Origin of the sequence: Methylophilus sp. Leaf408, assembly GCF_916856905.1 — a bacterium.
Taxonomy (GTDB): domain Bacteria; phylum Pseudomonadota; class Gammaproteobacteria; order Burkholderiales; family Methylophilaceae; genus Methylophilus.
This window is the reverse complement of the sequence record NZ_CAKASK010000001.1, coordinates 1,761,517-1,775,162: the sequence shown is the minus strand read 5'-3', so window position 1 is coordinate 1,775,162 and position 13,646 is coordinate 1,761,517. Positions and strand designations below refer to the sequence as shown.

Sequence of the window (13,646 nt, the reverse complement as noted above, 5' to 3'; positions counted from 1 at the left end):
CAATGGATAACGATATTAATATTCTCTGGAAAGAAATTGTTCAGGATTTAAGTACTGTTTCGGCTCTCTGGCAATTGCTGGTCATCGGCGTCATTCTGACCGTGAGCGGTTTGCTGAATCTGCATCTAAGCAAGCAGATCCAGGCAGGAAGGGTCAATGTAGTCTACAAAATGCTGCTAGGCGGCATAGAGCGATTATTTTTTCCTTTCGTTGCCTTCCTGTTAATGTTGACCTCACGTCTTGTATTGCAGCAATGGATGCATGTCGGCCTGCTGAAGTTGGGTGCGCGAATGCTGCTGGCGATGGTGATTATTCGCAGTGTGGTGTACATACTTCGCTATGTGTTCTCTCCCAGTGCATGGTTGCATTCGTTTGAGCGCGTCATCACCTGGACTGTATGGGTAATCGTTGCATTGCACATTAGCGGCTTTCTGGCGCCAGCATTACAAGTGCTGGAAGATGTGCAGTTCAGTGCCGGCAAACAAAAGCTTAACTTGCTGTTATTGATTCAAGGCGCATTGACTATAGTAGTCACCATGCTGGTGGCTTTGTGGCTCAGCCGCATGATTGAGCTGCGCCTGATGGCTTCAACAGATATTAATAGCAACTGGCGCGTGATCATGGTCAAGCTGGTGCGTATGGTGGCCGTGGTGATTGCATTGCTGATGTCTATGGCAGCCGTGGGCATAGATATCACCATGCTATCGGTATTTGGTGGGGCCCTGGGTGTTGGCCTTGGTTTTGGCTTGCAGAAAATTGCCAGCAATTACGTCAGCGGCTTTATCATCCTGATGGACAAGTCACTGCATCTCGGGGATATCATCACCATCAACAGTCATTACGGTATCGTCAAGGAGTTACGCTCGCGCTATATGGTCTTGCGCAAGCAGGATGGCACTGAAATCATTGTCCCGAACGAAATGATGATTACTGATGTGGTCATCAACCACACGACTGCTGCACATAAGGCAAAAGTGCCTGTCCAGGTCCAGATATCCTATGGAAGTGATCTGGACCTGGCCATGCAATTATTAAAAGAAGTTGGTAAGACGCATGAGAGGACAATCCTGGATGACAATGCAGTAGATGTGACTATAAAATCATTCGGACAATACGGCATAGACTTATTGCTGGCTGTATGGGTGCTCAATCCTGAAGAGGCTACTGCAAGACTGCAAAGCGATATTTACTATGAGATCTGGCAGCGCTTTAAAGAGAATAATATCCACATCCCATACCCTCAGCAGGAAGTGCGCATTATTTCAGGCCAGGCTGCATTAAATACGTCTCAAGCTGATGCCTAAGCTGAGAATTAAATACATATTTCAGCCAATAAAAAAGCCTGCATTTGCAGGCTTTTTTATTTAAGACGGTAAGAAATAAATTATTTCAATTTAGTTTCTTTGTACAGTACATGCTTGCGAGCAACTGGATCAAATTTTTTGATTTCCATTTTCTCAGGCATAGTACGTTTGTTTTTAGTAGTGGTATAGAAATGACCTGTACCAGCACTTGATTCCAATTTGATTTTTTCACGCATGATAATATCCTTTGCAGACTAAATGTCGCGAGTTAGATTTTTTCGCCAGCTGCACGTAAATCAGCCAACACAGCGTCGATACCATTTTTGTCGATAGTACGCAAAGCCGCGTTAGTAATGCGCATTTTTACCCAACGATTTTCGCTCTCAACCCAAAACTTACGGTTTTGCAAGTTAGGCAAGAAGCGGCGTTTTGTTTTGTTTTGTGCGTGAGAAACATTGTTACCCACCATAGGCTTTTTGCCTGTTACCTGACATACACGTGCCATGGTTATCTCCAAATACTTTATCTTTTTCAGAAAGAGCGAGATTATAGAATGAAAAGCAATCCTAAATCAAGCAATTGTTATGCTTTAATTAGCGATTAATGTTTTCCGGTACTGCCAAAGCCACCTTCACCACGTTCACTTGATGTAAATTCATCCACAATATGAAAATCTGCCTGCACCACCGGCACAATCACCATCTGCGCAATACGTTCTAAAGGATTCAAAATAAACGCTTCTTTACCGCGGTTCCAGCAAGAAACCAGCAACTGCCCCTGATAATCTGAATCAATCAATCCTACCAAGTTGCCGAGTACGATGCCGTGTTTATGACCTAAGCCGGAGCGTGGCAAAATCAGCGCCGCATAGTACGCATTGTCAATATGAATCGCCATGCCAGTTGGAATCATAATAGTTTCACCTGGCTGTATGGTCTGTGTATGCTCGATACAGGCACGTAAATCCAGCCCTGCCGAGCCAGGCGTAGCATAAGTCGGCATCATGTGATGCAAGCGAGGGTCAAGAATTTTGAGGTCTACGGTAATCGACATAATGCTTGCTCCAAAAAGATTGCGCTATTAAACACCAAATAACGATGAAAATCACTAAGCGCGATAACTAGCTCACACTAAAAAAGCCAGCGAGTGCTGGCTTTTTTAGTATTGCTGGCTAGAATTTATATTGAGCGCTTAATCCTAACAAGTAGTTACGGCCTGCTGCGGGTTCAAAGAATAAACTATTACCATCATTCACTCGTACTGAGCCTATATAGTCTTTATCCGTGATGTTTTCCAAACGGATAAACTCTTTGAATCTCCAATTGGTTAAATTCTGCTCGAGACCTGCCCTGATATTGTAAATAGTATATGACGGAGCTTTGTCTATATTAATATCATTCACATAAACCTCACTATTATGTCTAGCTTCTAAAGCAGAGAAGAAACCAAGCGCTGGATATCTCCAAGCGACTTCACCATAAACTTGTGATTTGTAAGTGCCAGGAATTCTGTTGCCTGAGTTAACTGTTCCAGTAGCTCCGGCTGCATTTATGACAGTAACAAAGGGATCTTCAAATTTTGCATTCAGCAAAGTATACGATGCGAAAACAGTAAAATTATTATCAAGGTTTGCGTCTACCGAAGCTTCTACACCTGTACGTTTTGTTTGACCTGCATTTTGATAGCTGGAGCGGCCGGAAACGGTCTGGCGGGTAACGATTTCGTTATCAGTATCAACTTTGAACAGGGTTAGGTTTGCTCTGATATTGTCCGTAATAAAAGCTTTTGCTCCCAGCTCAAAGTTGCGGCTCTCAGCAGCTTTAAGCGCAAGATTGGGTCTGCTAGCAACGCCTCCGGTAACATTGTCGAAGGCAGCTTCAATAAAGGTGGGTGTTTCAAAGCCTTTGCCGAAGTTTGCGTAAAGATTTAATGTTTCAGTAGCTTTCCAAATTAGGCCGATAACCGGAGTAGTTTTTTGATATTCAGCAGAGCCACTGTTGTTACCATTTGATCCAGCACCAGTAGTGAAGTCATCCTGTACTTCGAGTTTAACTTTCGTGTGTCGCGCACCCGCATGCAAATCAATAGTTGGGGTGATGCTAAGTTTCCCCTGAATATATTGATCAAAGTTGGATGATATGTTTTGTTCGAGTCTATTTTGAACGTTGGCCGGTGCCCCTGAAGCCAAAACATTTGTATCTCTACGGTCATCGGTAGATTTTCCGTAAGTGAGTCCCAAGGTGATTTGGTAAGGTAAAGATCCCAGATTCCCAAAGTTATCCCATCTCAAATCCGCGCCATAAAATTCACGTTCTATTTCACTCAATCGGGCGTTAGTTGCCCCTAAAGTTGTGGCAGTTGCTGTAGTCGTTAATATTTGAGCATTTCGACGTGTGCCGACATAAGGAATAAAACTGATTTTATTATTTTCATTCAGCGCATGCTCAATGTTAAAACCAACTTGTGTATGGTCACGTTTTACACTGGTATTAGCAAATAATGCTGCTGGTACTACTTTGTCTCTTGTTGCACTGGCGAAAGCTCTTGCTCTATTTAATCCCAGCGGATCCTGTGCTTCCTGATCAAACCAGTTGATCAGTGTTGTGACTCTTGTATCTTCATTTAGATTAAATCGGAATTTAGAAGTCGCCATTTGCTTGTTGCTACTACTATTCGTGCGATATCCATCGGATTCAAAATTTGATACATTCAATGAGTACTCTAAGCCCTCTAACTGGCCTGCTGCTTCAAGTATATTGCGTTTCGTATCGTAACTACCAAACATGGTAGTGGCTCCAATTGTCGGAGTGGCTGGTGCGTCGGCTGTAAACATTTGAATGACACCGCCAGAGGAGTTGCCATAAAGTGATGAAAATGGTCCGCGCATGACTTCTATGCTTTTGATTGCTGAAAGATCAATCACGCCGGGCTGACCCTGACCATCAGGCATGGTGAGTGGGATGCCATCAACGTAAACACGTACACCACGTACTCCAAATGATGAGCGTGAGCCAAAACCTCGGCTGGAGATTTGTGGATCCTGTGATTGCTGTGTCCGGTTTTGCGCAGTAATGCCGGGCACGCGAATCAAACTTTCGGATAATTGCATTTGCAATTGCCCGTCTTTAATGTCTTTCTCACTTACGACATCAATAGCTACTGGTAGATCAAAGCTATTTTGCGCCTGACGGGTGGCAGTCACTACAACAGGTGAAAGCGTCAAAGTTTTTTCTTCTTCAGCCTCCGCCACAGATAAGCCACCAAAGGCGGATGAGATTGCCAGGCAAACCGGCGTCAAACGAAATACAAAAGCACGCATAATTACTCAATAACTAAGGGAATTAAATGGCGCGATTGTAAGCTGTTTGTCAGGTTGAACCTCTCAGTATTTTCATGAAAATACTGAGAGGTAATGCTTTTAAAGCAGATTATTTTAGTTGATGCTTAAGGTAAGTGAGAATGTTGGTTGCAATGGTAGTTTTGTCGGCTGTATCCAGTGAATACTCACCAGTCTCATCGATGATGATAACGCTGTTATGGTCACTACCTAAAGCCTGACAGGCCTGGTTTGCTACGATCATCGGTATCTTTTTCGCCAGCCGTTTCTGTGTGGCATGCTCAAGTACATGCTCAGTTTCGGCGGCAAAACCAACACAGTAGGGCGGGTTTGGTAGTGATGCGACGTCGGCAAGAATATCCTTGTTCTTCTTAAGTTGAATTGTGAGTGTATCCTCACTTTTTTTAATTTTCTGGTCTGCTGGAGTCAGTGGGCTGTAATCAGCCACTGCCGCGACCGCGATAAAAACATCCTGATTTACGATCTGGCTCATTACGCTTTGATACATCTCGCTGGCGGTGCCGGCATAACTTGCATGGCTGACTTGCGGCCTGGCAGCAGTTGCATGCCCATAGACTAGTGTCACTTCAGCGCCCATTTGCGTGGCAACTTTCGCCACTGCGTAGCCCATTTTTCCGCTACTGATATTGGTAATGCCACGTACCGGATCCAGCATTTCCATGGTGGCGCCGGCTGTAATGAGTATTTTCTTGCCTGCCAGAAGCTTGGGCGTGAAATGTGTTTGCAAACCTTCGAGTAAGATTTCAGGCTCCAGCATCCTACCTTGACCGACTTCACCACATGCTTGTTCGCCACTATCTGGCCCCAATACTGTTACCTGATCTTTGAGTAACTGCGCAATATTGCGTTGAGTGCTAGCATTTTCCCACATTTGCCTATTCATGGCTGGTGCAACCAGGAGTGGGCACTCACGTGCCAGGCATAATGTTGACAGCAAATCGTTAGCGAATCCATGTACAAGCTTGGCAATAAAATCGGCACTGGCTGGCGCAACCAGAATGGCGTCTGCTTGTCGACTCAGTTCAATATGCGGCATTGCATTTGCAATGCGGGAATCCCAGCTATCAATAAATACCCGATTGCCGGACAGCGCCTGCAAGGTGGTTGGCGTAATGAAGTGAGTAGCAGCTTCTGTCATCACCACTTGCACAGTATGACCTTGCTTGATCAGCAGGCGGATGAGTTCAGCTGTTTTGTAAGCCGCAATGCCTCCGGTGACGCCCAGCAGTATATGACGTGACTGTAAATAATCGTGCTGTAGGTGAGCGCTATTCATGGCAGTATTTTAACTGTAAAGCGTGTACATTTGAAATCAGGCCAGATAAACGCATCTTTAAACATGTTAAGATAAGGTAATCATAAAGGTTAAGTAGATGCTGAAAAAGATACGGATTTTTTTCTGGGTTTTAGTGGTGTTGATTGCACTTATGCAGGTTTGGAATGAATATCAGGCATTACAGTGGCATAAGCCTCTGCATGTGGCCTTATATCCGGTCAACGCAGACGCATCTTCGGAAGTTAAGACCTACATAGCAGCTTTGCAGGAAAAAGATTTTGAGGTTTTAGAGCAGTATTTTTCTCGCGAAGCACGCCGGTATCAGTTGCCATTACCGCGGCCTATTGTTTTTCATCTCGGCCCCAGCATCACGGAAATACCGCCAGCGCCACCAGCCCTCAATTCAAATCGGCTGGAGATTATTCTCTGGAGTCTTAAATTTCGCTGGTTTGCCTGGCAACATAAGCCTGGCGTAGGGGTGCCCATTGATATCAAGTTATACCTGCTGTACCACGATGCGAAAAATCACACGCGTCTATTACACTCAACCGCGCTACAAAAAGGCCAGATTGGTCGCGTCAATTTGTTCGCGGCCCGTGATCAGCATGCGGGAAATACGGTGGTGATCGCCCATGAGTTGCTGCACACCTTAAGTGCAACAGATAAATATGACTTGAACACCAATGCACCTTTGTTACCGCAAGGTTATGCCGAGCCTTATATGCAACCGCTTTATCCACAAAAGATAGCCGAAATAATGGCGGGGAAAATCCCGCTTTCACCAGACCGGGCGCGTATGGCGAGGAATCTGGACGAGACAATAATTGGTCGGCCAACCTCGCGAGAGATAGGCTGGGCAAAATAAGCTTATACGAGGATGAGCGATGGCAATCACAGACTGGCCTGAACAAGAGCGACCACGCGAAAAATTATTGCGGGCAGGTGCAGTCGCACTTTCAGACGCCGAGCTATTAGCAATCTTTTTACGGGTAGGCGTGGTCGGTAAAACCGCCGTCGATTTGGCGCGTGATCTGTTGCAGCATTTCAAAAGTCTGAATGGGATTTTCTCCGCCAGTATGGATGAAGTGCAGCAAGTGCATGGTATGGGTGAAAGCAAATATTGTCAGTTACAGGCAGTGCTGGAAATGAGTAAGCGTGCGCTCGGTGAAACACTGCAGCAAGTGGATAGCTTCAGCTCTCCCGCACAAGTAAAAGCCTATTTGCAATTACAGTTATCCCATCTGTTGCGCGAAGTATTCGGCATCCTGTTTCTGGATGCGCAAAACCGTTTGATCGCTTACGAAACATTGTTTGAAGGCAGTCTCATGCAAACCAGTGTGTATCCGCGAGAGGTTGTGAAACGTGCGCTGGAGCTCAATGCGGCTGCTGTTATTCTCAGTCATAATCATCCCGGCGGTTCAGCTTCGCCCAGTCGCGCGGATCAGCAGCTTACCCAGACTTTAAAAGAGTCGCTTAACCTGGTGGATGTGAAGGTGCTGGATCATGTCATTGTGGCCGGTCAGGACACATTTTCGTTCAGCGAGCGGGGATTGGTTTGAATCTAAACTATTTGAAAAGGCAGGGGATTGGTGGGTGCTAACGGGGTCGAACCGCTGACATTCGCCTTGTAAGGGCGACGCTCTACCAACTGAGCTAAGCACCCGTGCCTTGTAACGAAGGCCGCATTATACCTAACCCTTTTGTTCTTGCAAGAGGGGCCAGCGAGTTTTTAATGGTCGGAATAGATGAGCTGGTGGGTACCAAACAGAAAGTCGGAATTTCAGTAAAAGCAATGGGTAAGCTTGAAGCTTTTTGTACGCAGAAGTTTAAACGGTTAATCGTTTGGTGATATTAATTAATTGCAATGAAATATCCGCCATTCCTGTTTTTCGCTTGTCCGCCATTTCAGACAGCAAAGAATAAGCTTCCTCTTCGTTCAAGGCGCGCTGTCGCATCAGGATATCGCGCGCAGAATCCACTACCTTTTGGTCTTCCTGGCTCAGCAAAGAATGTTGCGCTGCGGCAGCTACAGTCGAAGGGTTAGGTGTATTAGGTCTCATTTTTTAAAAAGTAAAATATATTTAATTCCCAAAGGAATTAGCAATCTGTATGCCAGTTAAACGATTATTTGTAAGTGCATGATTGTTAAGGTATATTGCCCGGATGCTGGTAATCAGATATAAAAGCCTTGTAGATGAAGTTCGCACTATTGCAGTGCGACTGCACCAGGCTGCGGATTGTGACTATTTCTATCGTGACTTAAAGGTTTAGTTCCAATAAAAACTATTAAAATAGAAAGAAAGTAAACACTATGAAGGGTTTGTTAGGGCGCGCTGGCTGGGCATTGCTGACATTGCTGGGAGTATTTGCCGTCGCGCAAGTGGCCTTGTCGAGAGGAGAGGCGCTGAATGTATTGTGGCTAATCACTGCGGCTGTCTGCGTGTATGCCATTGCCTATCGTTTTTATGCTGCCTGGATCGCCGCAAGTATTCTGAGCCTGGATGCGACCCGCGCGACTCCGGCTGAGCGCCTGAATAATGGCCGCGATTTTGTGCCGACCAATCGCTGGGTAGTATTCGGACATCACTTTGCCGCGATTGCCGGCCCTGGTCCTTTGGTAGGGCCTACACTGGCGGCGCAATTTGGCTACCTGCCCGGCACGCTATGGATACTCATTGGTGCTGTACTAGGCGGCGCGGTGCAGGATATGGTGACACTGTTTCTTTCTACCCGCCGCAATGGTCGCAGCCTTGGGCAGATGGCTAGGGATGAAATCGGTGCCATTGGTGGCGTGGCAGCAATGTTTGGCACTTTTATGATCATGATTATTTTGATCGCGGTGTTAGGCCTGGTGGTGGTCAATGCCATGAAACACAGTCCATGGGGAACCTCCACTGTGGCGGCAACGATTCCTATCGCCATGATTGTTGGTATCTATATGCGATACCTGCGGCCAGGGCGTGTGCTGGAAGCTTCGCTGCTTGGTGTGGTTTTGTTGTTGGGTTCTGTGATATTGGGCGGTTGGGTAGACCATCATCCTGTGCTTGCTGCCCTGTTTGACCATGAAGGATTGCCGCTGGCTTTCAGTGTGATCGCTTATGGTTTTGCCGCCGCAGTGTTGCCGGTGTGGTTACTGCTGGCGCCGCGTGATTATTTATCCACCTTTATGAAGCTGGGTACCGTGCTGATGCTGGCAATTGCGATTTTATGGTTGCGCCCGGATATCCGCATGCCTGCCATTACGCCTTTTATTGATGGCACAGGCCCTATCTTTGGCGGCAAGCTGTTCCCGTTTGTGTTTATTACGATTGCTTGCGGGGCGATTTCCGGTTTTCACGCCTTAATAGCCAGTGGCACTACACCCAAGCTAATCACTAGTGAATGCGATATCCGCATGATAGGTTACGGTGCCATGTTGCTGGAAAGTTTTGTGGCGATGATGGCGATGATCGCTGCAACTATTCTGGAACCGGGTGTATTTTTCGCCATTAACAGCCCTGCCGGCGTGGTTGGTAAAGAAGCGCTCGACGCTGTAAATACCATCAGCAGCTGGGGTTATCAGGTTTCGGTGGAACAGATGCAAGACCTGGCCAGTGCCATGGGTGAAAGCACGTTGTTTGCGCGTACAGGCGGTGCGCCTAGCCTGGCTGTGGGTATGGCCAGTATTTTAGGCACGGTTTTTGGTGAAAACTTACTGGCGCTGTGGTATCACTTTGCCATAATGTTCGAAGCCATTTTTATCCTGACTACGCTGGATGCAGGCACCCGCGTTGGCCGTTTCATGTTGCAGGACATGCTGGGCAATCTGCACCCCAAACTGGGTGAAACTTCTTATACGCCTTCGGTGATTTTCACTAGTGCGCTGGTGGTGGCTGGCTGGGGTTATTTCCTCTATATCGGGGTGATTGACCCTAATGGCGGAGTAAATATCCTATGGCCGTTGTTTGGCATTGCCAATCAGATGCTGGCCGCAATTGCATTGTCAGTGGGCACGGGTATTCTGATCAAGTCGGGCAAAGCCGGCAAAGCCTGGATCACCGGCTTGCCTTTGATCTGGTTGCTTACAATTACCACAACCGCAGCTTACGAGAAGATATTCAGCAGTGATACGCGGGTAGGTTTTTTTGCCGCAGCCAATGATTTGGCAGCCAAATTGGCTGCTGGGTTATTGCCGCCTGATAAAGCAGAAGTCGCGCCGCAATTAATCTTCAATCAACAACTAGATGCCTGGCTGACTCTGTTTTTTGTAGCGGTGTTGTGGGTGGTGTTTATTGATGTAATGGTGATGAGCTTGCGTTATTTTACTGGCAAGCCGGTGTTGCCATCAACGGAAACGCCTTATGTGCCAACCAAGTATGTAGCGGGCAAGTTCTAGGCTAACGGAGATAATCCCTTGAAGCATATGAAACATATTTGGCAGCGGATCCGTCAATTGTCAGGGGATGACGTTTACGAACGTTATCTTGCGCATTATGCCGAGCATCATGCTGATGAGGCTGATAGTACTCCGCCATTATCACGTGCTGAATTTTTCAGGCAATGGCAGGATCAGAAGTGGCAAGGCATTAAAAGGTGTTGTTAAAGATAGACATTCTTTTAGTCTTTAAATACTTTTTCAAGTTATCAAAATTAACGTAATCAGGATACTCAAGGTCGAGCCTTGCAGTTCACGCTACATTGATATTTCGTAACTAAATCTCCTTAAGCCCTTTGTATCCCAACATCATTTGTAAGTTTGTATACTGAAATTATTTGGACGCGAATGTAACAAACCTGTTTCAGGCGCGCATCGCAGTACGTATTCAGTTAAAATAAGACTTTACTGATTATTCCAGATTTCAAATGCCTAAATACCGCTCACACACGACTACGCAAGGTCGGAACATGGCTGGTGCTCGCGCACTTTGGCGTGCCACCGGCATGAAAGATGAAGACTTCTCCAAGCCGATTATCGCTATCTCAAACTCGTTTACACAGTTTGTGCCCGGGCATGTCCATCTTAAAGATTTAGGGCAGTTGGTCGCACGTGAAATTGAAAAAGCGGGTGGCGTAGCCAAAGAGTTCAACACCATTGCCGTGGATGACGGTATTGCTATGGGTCACAGCGGCATGCTTTACAGTTTGCCTAGCCGCGATTTGATCGCAGATAGCGTCGAATATATGGTGAATGCACATTGCGCAGATGCGCTGGTGTGTATCTCAAACTGCGACAAGATTACGCCTGGCATGTTGATGGCGGCATTGCGCCTGAATATTCCGGTGGTATTTGTCTCCGGCGGCCCGATGGAAGCCGGTAAAGTTAACTGGCAAGGTAACGTACGTAAACTGGATCTGGTCGATGCTATGGTGGAAGCGGCAGATAGCCGCGTCAGTGATGAAGAGGTGGCTGAGGTTGAACGTTCTGCCTGCCCGACTTGTGGTTCCTGTTCCGGCATGTTTACCGCGAACTCAATGAATTGCCTGACCGAAGCATTGGGGTTGAGTTTGCCTGGTAATGGATCAACGCTGGCAACGCATGGCGCGCGTAAGCAATTATTCTTGCAGGCAGGTCGCCTGATTGTGGATCTGGCCAAGCGGCACTACGAGCAGGATGACTATTCAGTCTTGCCGCGCAATATTGCCAACATGCAGGCATTTGAGAATGCAATGAGCCTGGATGTTGCGATGGGTGGCTCTACCAATACCGTGCTGCATCTCCTGGCAGCAGCGCACGAGGCAGGGATTGATTTCACCATGCGTGATATCGACCGCATTTCGCGTCAGGTACCTTGTGTGTCTAAAGTGGCACCGGCGACCAGTAAATATCATATGGAAGATGTGCATAGAGCCGGTGGCGTGATGGGCATCCTGGGCGAACTTAATCGTGCCGGTGTCATCCATACGGATGTACCAACCGTTCATAGTGCAAGCATGGGTGAAGCGTTAGCCAAATGGGATATTGTCACTACGAAAGATGAAGAGGTGAAAAAGTTTTACCGCGCAGCCCCTGGCGGTATATCGACCACCATTGCCTTCAGTCAAAGCATGTTGTGGCCAGATTTGGATGATGACCGTGAAAACGGCTGTATCCGCAGTAAGGAACACGCTTATTCGCAAGATGGTGGTTTGGCCGTGCTGTATGGCAATATCGCTCTGGATGGTTGCATTGTGAAAACCGCCGGTGTCGATGACAGTATCCTGAAATTTACCGGCCGTGCGCGCGTGTATGAAAGTCAGGACGATGCGGTTGAAAGCATTCTGGCTGACCAGGTGGTGGCTGGTGATGTAGTTGTGATTCGTTATGAAGGCCCGCGTGGCGGACCGGGCATGCAGGAGATGTTATACCCGACGTCTTACCTGAAATCCAAAGGCCTGGGAAAAGCATGTGCCTTGCTGACCGATGGCCGTTTTTCAGGCGGTACCTCAGGTTTAAGTATTGGCCATGCTTCGCCAGAAGCCGCTGAAGGTGGCGCAATTGGTCTGGTGGAGGAAGGCGATACCATTGAGATCGACATCCCTAATCGCACCATCCATTTGGTCATCAGTGATGAAGACATGGCGCACCGCCGTGCCACGATGGAAGCCAAAGGGCATCAAGCCTGGAAACCAGTCAGCCGCGAGCGAGTGGTGTCGCCTGCATTGCGTGCATATGCCGCGATGAGTACCAGCGCCGCTAAAGGTGCCGTAAGAGATGTGTCACAAATTGAAAGGGGCAGTAGATGACCGCACACGCAACATTGGAGCATGGTCAACCCGATATGACAAAGCGCTTGAAACTGCATGCGCACGTCAACCAGCTGCAAGACGAAAATGGTTTGCAATACCTTGAAATTGATAACCCGTTAGCAACCGGCAAAATTGCCTTGCAGGGCGCCCATGTCATGCAGTGGCAACCTAAGTTTTTAGCTGACCCGGTGTTGTGGCTTTCAAGTAATGCGCGCTATGTGAAAGGCCGTTCTATCCGTGGTGGCACCCCTATTTGCTGGCCATGGTTTGGTGCACATCCGACTGACAGCACCTTATGCCCGCATGGCTTTGCGCGCGTGATTCCATGGCGCGTGATGGATATTGATGCGACGCCAACCGGCGCCACACGCATCATCCTTGAAATGCAGCAAACGCCAGAAGCGCAGCGCCAATTATCTTATCCGTATGAATTGACACTGACGATCACAATTGGCCGCCGCTTGCGTATTGATTTGGCGACTACCAATCTGGCTAAGCATCCATTTGTCATCAGTGAAGCTTTCCATACCTATTTCAATGTCAGCGATATATCCAATATCAAAATCACCGGCATGCAGGATTGCGTCTATCTGGACAAGCTGCTGGATTACGAACGTAACGTTGAGCACAATGCATTAGCCTTTGATGGTAGTGAGTATGATCGCGTGTATGTGCATCACAGTTCTGATTGCGCTATCCATGACAGTGGCTTCAACCGCATTGTACATATCGCAAAATCCGGCAGTGATGCCACTGTGGTATGGAACCCGGGTGCAGAAAAAGCTGGCTCCATGGGCGATATGGGTGTGGGTGACGAATGGCGCAAAACCATTTGTGTAGAAACCACCAATGCCTTGGATAATATGGTCGTCATCAATCCTGGCCGCAAACATATTTTAAGCGCCGAATACTCCATCGAAACGCTATAAATCTCCTTGTAAACGCGCGTGTCAACGCATTCACGGCACGTGCGTTTTACCCCTGTTGGCAAAATACCAATCCA

The 13,646-nt window shown here is 47.3% G+C and carries 13 protein-coding genes and 1 tRNA gene; 7 read left to right on the top strand and 7 right to left on the bottom strand.

All coding sequences use genetic code 11. From position 1 onward, the window contains the following. Window positions 1–2 precede the first annotated feature (2 nt). On the top strand, window positions 3–1,304 hold the full coding sequence (locus LPA26_RS08265) for a mechanosensitive ion channel family protein (RefSeq protein WP_229007975.1): 1,302 nt from the start codon (window positions 3–5) through the stop codon (window positions 1,302–1,304). An 80-nt stretch (window positions 1,305–1,384) separates the two neighbouring features. On the opposite strand, the gene rpmG is transcribed toward LPA26_RS08265, so the two are convergent. The 5 genes from rpmG to coaBC all read right to left on the bottom strand — a co-directional run bounded on the left by rpmG (window position 1,385) and on the right by coaBC (window position 5,938). After that, entirely contained in the window at window positions 1,385–1,540 is a 156-nt protein-coding gene (rpmG, locus tag LPA26_RS08260) for a 50S ribosomal protein L33 (RefSeq protein ID WP_011478679.1), read from the bottom strand. A 32-nt stretch (window positions 1,541–1,572) separates the two neighbouring features. Then, complete coding sequence (gene rpmB, locus LPA26_RS08255) at window positions 1,573–1,809, bottom strand: 50S ribosomal protein L28 (protein ID WP_055827066.1); 237 nt, start codon at window positions 1,807–1,809, stop codon at window positions 1,573–1,575. Between the two features lie 95 nt (window positions 1,810–1,904). Next, window positions 1,905–2,357, bottom strand: coding sequence for a dUTP diphosphatase (dut, locus tag LPA26_RS08250; RefSeq protein WP_229007974.1), 453 nt, complete (start codon window positions 2,355–2,357; stop codon window positions 1,905–1,907). 118 nt (window positions 2,358–2,475) lie between these two features. Further along, entirely contained in the window at window positions 2,476–4,623 is a 2,148-nt protein-coding gene (locus LPA26_RS08245; RefSeq protein WP_229007973.1) for a TonB-dependent receptor, read from the bottom strand. A 109-nt stretch (window positions 4,624–4,732) separates the two neighbouring features. After that, window positions 4,733–5,938, bottom strand: a complete 1,206-nt coding sequence (gene coaBC, locus LPA26_RS08240; protein ID WP_229007972.1) for a bifunctional phosphopantothenoylcysteine decarboxylase/phosphopantothenate--cysteine ligase CoaBC — start codon at window positions 5,936–5,938, stop codon at window positions 4,733–4,735. Window positions 5,939–6,035: 97 nt separating this feature from the next. On the opposite strand from coaBC, the gene LPA26_RS08235 reads away from it, so the two are divergent. Next, window positions 6,036–6,803, top strand: a complete 768-nt coding sequence (locus tag LPA26_RS08235) for a hypothetical protein (protein ID WP_229007971.1) — start codon at window positions 6,036–6,038, stop codon at window positions 6,801–6,803. Between the two features lie 19 nt (window positions 6,804–6,822). Then, entirely contained in the window at window positions 6,823–7,497 is a 675-nt protein-coding gene (gene radC / locus LPA26_RS08230; RefSeq protein WP_229007970.1) for a DNA repair protein RadC, read from the top strand. Window positions 7,498–7,525: 28 nt separating this feature from the next. On the opposite strand, the gene LPA26_RS08225 is transcribed toward radC, so the two are convergent. Both LPA26_RS08225 and LPA26_RS08220 read right to left on the bottom strand, forming a co-directional pair. Then, window positions 7,526–7,601, bottom strand: a tRNA-Val gene (locus LPA26_RS08225). A gap of 163 nt (window positions 7,602–7,764) precedes the next feature. Next, window positions 7,765–7,998 carry an ANTAR domain-containing protein gene (locus tag LPA26_RS08220; RefSeq protein ID WP_055827046.1) on the bottom strand — a complete coding sequence of 78 codons (234 nt, stop codon included), beginning with the start codon at window positions 7,996–7,998 and terminating at the stop codon, window positions 7,765–7,767. 251 nt (window positions 7,999–8,249) lie between these two features. Between LPA26_RS08220 and LPA26_RS08215 the strand changes: the two genes are divergently transcribed. From LPA26_RS08215 to LPA26_RS08200, 4 genes are all read left to right on the top strand, one after another. Next, window positions 8,250–10,313 (top strand): carbon starvation CstA family protein, encoded by a 2,064-nt coding sequence (locus tag LPA26_RS08215; RefSeq protein ID WP_229007969.1) that lies wholly within the window; start codon window positions 8,250–8,252, stop codon window positions 10,311–10,313. A 27-nt stretch (window positions 10,314–10,340) separates the two neighbouring features. Then, window positions 10,341–10,520 (top strand): YbdD/YjiX family protein, encoded by a 180-nt coding sequence (locus LPA26_RS08210; protein WP_055827041.1) that lies wholly within the window; start codon window positions 10,341–10,343, stop codon window positions 10,518–10,520. 260 nt (window positions 10,521–10,780) lie between these two features. Next, window positions 10,781–12,640, top strand: a complete 1,860-nt coding sequence (gene ilvD / locus LPA26_RS08205; protein WP_229007968.1) for a dihydroxy-acid dehydratase — start codon at window positions 10,781–10,783, stop codon at window positions 12,638–12,640. Next, window positions 12,637–13,572 carry a D-hexose-6-phosphate mutarotase gene (locus LPA26_RS08200; RefSeq protein ID WP_055827035.1) on the top strand — a complete coding sequence of 312 codons (936 nt, stop codon included), beginning with the start codon at window positions 12,637–12,639 and terminating at the stop codon, window positions 13,570–13,572. Before ilvD ends, LPA26_RS08200 begins: the two co-directional genes overlap by 4 nt. The last annotated feature ends 74 nt before the right edge of the window (window positions 13,573–13,646 follow it).

Excerpts from the sequence above, each read along its gene's own strand:
- LPA26_RS08265 (WP_229007975.1), top strand. The coding sequence starts at position 3 with ATGGATAACGATATTAATATTCTCTGGAAAGAAATTGTTCAGGATTTA.
- rpmG (WP_011478679.1), bottom strand. The coding sequence starts at position 1,540 with ATGCGTGAAAAAATCAAATTGGAATCAAGTGCTGGTACAGGTCATTTC.
- rpmB (WP_055827066.1), bottom strand. The coding sequence starts at position 1,809 with ATGGCACGTGTATGTCAGGTAACAGGCAAAAAGCCTATGGTGGGTAAC.
- dut (WP_229007974.1), bottom strand. The coding sequence starts at position 2,357 with ATGTCGATTACCGTAGACCTCAAAATTCTTGACCCTCGCTTGCATCAC.
- LPA26_RS08245 (WP_229007973.1), bottom strand. The coding sequence starts at position 4,623 with ATGCGTGCTTTTGTATTTCGTTTGACGCCGGTTTGCCTGGCAATCTCA.
- coaBC (WP_229007972.1), bottom strand. The coding sequence starts at position 5,938 with ATGAATAGCGCTCACCTACAGCACGATTATTTACAGTCACGTCATATA.
- LPA26_RS08235 (WP_229007971.1), top strand. The coding sequence starts at position 6,036 with ATGCTGAAAAAGATACGGATTTTTTTCTGGGTTTTAGTGGTGTTGATT.
- radC (WP_229007970.1), top strand. The coding sequence starts at position 6,823 with ATGGCAATCACAGACTGGCCTGAACAAGAGCGACCACGCGAAAAATTA.
- LPA26_RS08220 (WP_055827046.1), bottom strand. The coding sequence starts at position 7,998 with ATGAGACCTAATACACCTAACCCTTCGACTGTAGCTGCCGCAGCGCAA.
- LPA26_RS08215 (WP_229007969.1), top strand. The coding sequence starts at position 8,250 with ATGAAGGGTTTGTTAGGGCGCGCTGGCTGGGCATTGCTGACATTGCTG.
- LPA26_RS08210 (WP_055827041.1), top strand. The coding sequence starts at position 10,341 with ATGAAACATATTTGGCAGCGGATCCGTCAATTGTCAGGGGATGACGTT.
- ilvD (WP_229007968.1), top strand. The coding sequence starts at position 10,781 with ATGCCTAAATACCGCTCACACACGACTACGCAAGGTCGGAACATGGCT.
- LPA26_RS08200 (WP_055827035.1), top strand. The coding sequence starts at position 12,637 with ATGACCGCACACGCAACATTGGAGCATGGTCAACCCGATATGACAAAG.